We start from the raw sequence: 3983 nt of genomic DNA on the forward strand, positions 1-3983 counted from the left end.
AGAACCAGCCTCAAGTTTTCTAAGTAACTATTAATTTCAGTACAGAAACCTTATAGTACATCGATTCGTATCTCATTCAAATGCATACCGCTATAGTGCCTTAACCGATCAAACCCTCAACCCAGCGACTCTGAGTCAACTGCCTAAAATACTTGACATAGTTAAAGAACACATAGATTCCAACTTAACAGTAGAAGAGTTAGTAGCGCTGCTGGGTTTTATGGTGCAAACTCATCGCTCTAATATGCAAATGTTAATGGTGCCTGGTCGATTTAGCGAAAAGAAAGAATATGATGCTAGCTACTGGATAGCAGACAACCGACACATTGGTGCGATGATAGCTAAGTACTTTGATTTAGACTCAGAACCCAAAGCAGAAGTAGTTCATCATACCGCTAGCTTACGAATAGCACTTCAAGACAGTACAGGCACTAATCAAGCTAACCTGCATCCATTAATCAAAATCTTGGAAAAAGCTGGTTATCACAACATCTATATTACTAAAAGCTGGGGTGAGCCGCTAAAAGTAACTCGCATTATTGCCCAACAAGGAGATGGCGACAGTGCCGAATCAATTCGCAACATTTTAAATTTAGGGGAAGTACGAGTGGAAAGCACTGGTAATCTCTACTCGGATATCAGTATTCAGGTCGGGAAAGATTCGTTGCAAGCGATCACAGATACTCTAAAGCAGCAGAGCAAACCTTGACTACATATCTGTATTATTGATCACTTCATAGTTTTTACAAAATTAAATATATATGGGTTTTATTGTGCCAATTTAATTAAATACATTTAATTAAAAATCAGAATACCGTTCTCCGCACAAAACTTTTGACTTTTGAGGAGTACTAATGAGTAAAAAACTTATCTGTTGGGTAATTTTGGGAATGAGTGCTTCCTGTTTGAGCTTGGCAGTACAAGCCTCAGCTCCCGAAGAAAGTTCTTTAGGTAAAAACGGGATTGATGCTCTTGTATTACATCTTGCACCGTACAATTTAATCGGTCGCAAGATAGCCATAGGTCAGGTAGAAATTGGGCGTCCAGGAATGTTTGGTTGGGATAAAGCCGTGTCTAAAAATCGTGCTGTATCACCAGCGGGAGTATTTTTACGCGATGGACGGGCTAAGTCAAATAAGAATGTAGATTCCCATGCCTACAATGTGGCGGCAGTAATGGTGAGTAGAGATAAAGCCTTACCGGGAGTAGCCCCAGGAGCGCGACTGTATTCAGATGCTGTAGGTGATACAAAAAAAATGGGACAGCCACAAGAGTGCTTATCGGCACAATACATCGCCTTGCAAAACGGTGGTGATGTTCGCGCGATCAATTTCAGCTTTGGTGAACCACTGGAGCGTGACCCACGACCAGAGGCTGTTTTAGATGGTAATGCTTTACTAACATTATGTGTTGACTGGTCTAGTCGCGTTCATGATGCTTTATATGTAATTGCGGGCAACCAAGGCAAAGGAGGGATTTCAATTCCGACCGACAACTACAACGGAGTGAACGTGGCTTTTTCATCCCAAAAGAAAGGGATTTATGACAAAGTAGCTGTTGACAATTTGGCAGGTGATGGCAAAGGAGCGAGTAGTCGTTTAATTGGGAAAGAGTCTGATATTGGAGGGCGTCACTCTATTAGTTTAGTAGCCCCAGGTAGTAATATTGATTTAATCAATCCAGATGGTCAGGTAAATTCGGGTTCAGGGACAAGTTTTGCTGCACCTCATGTTACGGCCACTGTTGCCTTGTTACAAGAATTTGGTGACCGACAACTGCACAAAAAACAACCCCATTGGAGCGTTACTTCTCGGCATCACCAAGTCATGAAAGCTGTATTGCTCAACTCAGCAGACAAAATTCAAGATAGCGGTGATGGCTTACGCTTGGGAATGACGAAAACGCTGATTGATAAACAGGAGAAAGACTGGTTGGCAACTGATGCATATAAAGATCCAAAAATTTCTTTGGATGCTCAAATGGGAGCGGGACATTTAAATGCATTTCGAGCCTATCAACAATTTAGTCCCGGTCAATGGCAACCATCTGATGCTGTGCCTGCTATTGGCTGGGATTATCACACAGTCAACGCTGGAGCATCTGTAGAATATACATTAGCAAAACCATTAAAGCCGAATAGTTTTATTGCTATTACTCTGGCTTGGGATCGCCTAGTAGAATTAAACGATCTCAATCACAACCAGCAGTATGATGTTGGAGAGAATTTTCGCGATCGCGGGTTGAATAATCTCGACCTCTACTTGGTAAAAGCTAATGCTTTGAGTGACGATGTGGGTGTAGTTTGTTCCTCAATTAGCGAATTTGACAGTGTTCAACATATCTTTTGCCCTGTCCCGACTCAAGGTAATTATAAAATCCGGGTTCACTTTCGCCATCAGGTAAATGAATCAACTCAACCTTATGCTTTAGCTTGGTGGAGTGTACCTGTTAATTGAAGAAGTAAAATTGGAGGTGGTTTACACTTGCCACAAGTTTGAAAGGGGGGCTTGAGATTTAGGGGAGATTGCTTTCACTCCTATACCCGCCATCGGTTCTATAAGGGGCAAGTCCTATGCTCGCCCATCAAGTCTCTATTTATGATGTTGAACATCGTAGAGAAAGTGGGAATTTTTCCCCGATTGGTTGATAAAATCTTTATCCACGATGGAGAAGTGAAATCGGTTGTTCTCATCGATGAGTAGACCTGTTTTGAAAGTCTATTTTCACCCAGGATTGTGAGAGCAGCAACCCATGTACTCTGCTTTGAAGATAGGGCATTGGACATTGCTTGAGAGATTTTCATCTTTCCCTTGTGAATGCAACTTATGGATTCTCTTGTAAAAGCACATGGACTGCTCTGTTTGGGGGAGAATTTCAGATTTTTAACCTTTCTCTCAACCCCCCATCTGAACAAAAAGTTTAATTTCCGGATTAGGAGCGTATTAAAGATGATAAATTCTCTTGAACAATTTGAACTAAATAAACTTAGAACACAGATTGCTTATGCTATTGTGCCGAAAAAAGAGAATTTCCCGGAACCAGAGGTAATTGGTTCTTTTAGCTGTCCCTTTTGCCAATCCCAGCAAGTTTCCCAGCGGATGCGCCGCAAAGATGGTAATACCCATTTTTGTCGCCAATGCCGACACGACTTCTCATTGGAGTTGGTTGATGGGTGTAGATGTTGGTTTCCAGGAAAGCTTGCCAAATGCCATGATTGTTCTCGCTTTCAAGCGATACTACCGCTGCTCAAGGAAGCGAATGATGGTTTGCTCCCTCTCAGTCGCCAAGAGTTAGAAAGTTTATTGTCTCACCTCTACAAACACTAAAATTCAATAGTTCTTGAGCTGAGATACGCGACTTTCGATTCGTGCATATAGGCTCAATGGCTAAAGCGATCCCTACTACCAATCACTAAGGGACTTCCCAAGTCTTAGAAATAACATTCATTGAAGCTTTGCTACAACACCCTAGTGGCAACGTCAAAGTAATGGTTTTACTCTTGCATTACACTTTTGAGCCAAAACGTGTAATTAGTGACTATATATTATATATTGATGTAACCGAAAGCATTGATATTACTTGACTGTGGCTACAAAAGTAAGAAACTCCAGCAACTAATTGCTTACTTTGGGTTTGATTCAAGCATTTTTATCATTTGCTTTGAGGCGAACGCGAAGAGCGCCGTCGCACCCCATTACGAAGTCTCTCAGTGCGATGGCGTACCCGCCCACTTTATAGCGATCGCCCCAGGCACATCTCACATTTCCTCTCTACGAAACGCTACTCGCGTTCGCTTGTATTTGGCAAGCGCCAAGCTAGAAGAAGCGATGCCTACGGTGGCAAGCTACGCTCATTTAGCACCTGTAATAAACCTGAGTATGTAAGTACTTACTGGAGTTTAGGGACTTCCAAGGAATAAATTACTCAAAAAAAATTATAAGCTGACATTTAAAAAATAATGATAATCATTATGAAGGGGTGAG

General features: G+C 41.7%; 3 protein-coding genes and 1 pseudogene. All 4 read left to right on the forward strand.

Features of this window, described 5'->3' with window-relative positions; genetic code table 11:
- Nucleotides 1-97: 97 nt before the first annotated feature.
- A pseudogene (locus V7K49_RS09230) lies at nt 98-709 on the forward strand (LytR C-terminal domain-containing protein); the annotation flags it as partial.
- 145 nt (nt 710-854) lie between these two features.
- Nucleotides 855-2456 (forward strand): S8 family serine peptidase, encoded by a 1602-nt coding sequence (locus tag V7K49_RS09235; RefSeq protein WP_335205309.1) that lies wholly within the window; start codon nt 855-857, stop codon nt 2454-2456.
- A 492-nt stretch (nt 2457-2948) separates the two neighbouring features.
- Nucleotides 2949-3326, forward strand: coding sequence for a hypothetical protein (locus V7K49_RS09240; RefSeq protein ID WP_335205310.1), 378 nt, complete (start codon nt 2949-2951; stop codon nt 3324-3326).
- Nucleotides 3327-3569: 243 nt separating this feature from the next.
- Nucleotides 3570-3884: a hypothetical protein gene (locus V7K49_RS09245; RefSeq protein ID WP_335205311.1), complete on the forward strand. Its 315-nt coding sequence runs from the start codon at nt 3570-3572 to the stop codon at nt 3882-3884.
- Nucleotides 3885-3983: the final 99 nt, after the last annotated feature.

This window comes from Nostoc sp. (genome assembly GCF_036919675.1).
In the GTDB taxonomy this organism is placed as follows: domain Bacteria; phylum Cyanobacteriota; class Cyanobacteriia; order Cyanobacteriales; family Nostocaceae; genus Nostoc.

Bases quoted from the DNA above. Each gene is read 5' to 3' on its own strand.
- V7K49_RS09235 (WP_335205309.1), top strand. From the start codon at position 855: ATGAGTAAAAAACTTATCTGTTGGGTAATTTTGGGAATGAGTGCTTCC.
- V7K49_RS09240 (WP_335205310.1), top strand. From the start codon at position 2,949: ATGATAAATTCTCTTGAACAATTTGAACTAAATAAACTTAGAACACAG.